Raw genomic sequence first — 1082 nt, 5'->3', positions numbered from 1 at the left:
AACGCATCAGCGGTGCCGACGACGGTGTGCTGCGCAACCTTTACGTGCAAAACCGGCCGACCCCGCCGCTGCTGGAAGCGACCCTCAATCGCTATGAAGCCCAGCGCGCTGCCACACAGACCGTGCACACCATTCGCGCCGGCGCACCGCTGCCGCTGGATGCGACGTCCGCCTGGTTCGAACAGACCATCACCGAGCTGCCGGGCTGGCCCCAAACCAAGGCATTGGAAGTGTTCGTGCGCTCGGACAAGAGCGGTGACTCCCACAAGTACGCCAACCCGCAGGCATCGTCGGCCGACACGCTGCAATTGAGCCTGGCCGAGGTGATGTCCGGCGAGTTGCCGGCGCGAGTGCTGGAGTTTCTCGATGAGCCGTCGATCAGGCACCTGCTGGGCGGCGACGTGCCGCAAGCACTGCGCGTGCAAACCTTGCGCGATCAACTGGCGGACTCGGTGGCGCGCCAGACCGGTGACATCGCCGACTACATCCATCAGGCCCGCCAGGTCAGCGCCGATCCCCATGGACGCCGTTTGCGCGAGCAGGTCAGCCCGCTGGACCGGCCGCTGGCCGACACCCTGCTGGCCGGCACAACCCCGGCCGAACGGCAAACCCTGGACCACCACGTACCGCTGCGCCTGCTCAATCAGGCCAGGGAACTGAGCTTCGCCCAGCACAGTGTCCAGGCCTACGCGGGGTTCTTCCCGCCCTGGGCGATCACCGAAGGTACCGAGCGCCTGGTGCTCAATACCCTCAAGCGCTACAGCGATGGCTTTGGCGACCTGCACCTGCAAATCCGCGATCGCCTGGTCAGCGGTACGCTGCGTTGTGAAGCCGGGCCGGCCGATGCCCGCCGGCGCCGGGTGCTGGTGCGCCAGAACGACGTGGGCTACGAACTGTTCGATCAGCAGGGCCAGCGCCTGCATGGGCCGGATACCCTGTATGAATGCCTGTTGCGCGCGCTGTCCGAAGCGCAGCAACGTGAACTGGGCTACCGGCCCGGCCAGGGCGCCGGGCTCAAGCATTGGCTGATGGAAACCCTCGAACCCCTGGCCGAACGGCGCCGGGTGCTGGCCGAGCCACCG

The 1082-nt window shown here is 67.2% G+C and carries 1 pseudogene; it reads left to right on the top strand.

The window, feature by feature from the left end:
* Positions 1-1082: pseudogene (locus HX846_RS38270) on the top strand (hypothetical protein); the annotation flags it as partial.

It is taken from the genome of Pseudomonas sp. K5002 (genome assembly GCF_013386655.1).
Taxonomy (GTDB): Bacteria; Pseudomonadota; Gammaproteobacteria; order Pseudomonadales; family Pseudomonadaceae; genus Aquipseudomonas.
The sequence above is the reverse complement of the archived record's forward strand: the minus strand, read 5'-3'. Positions and strand labels throughout refer to the sequence as shown.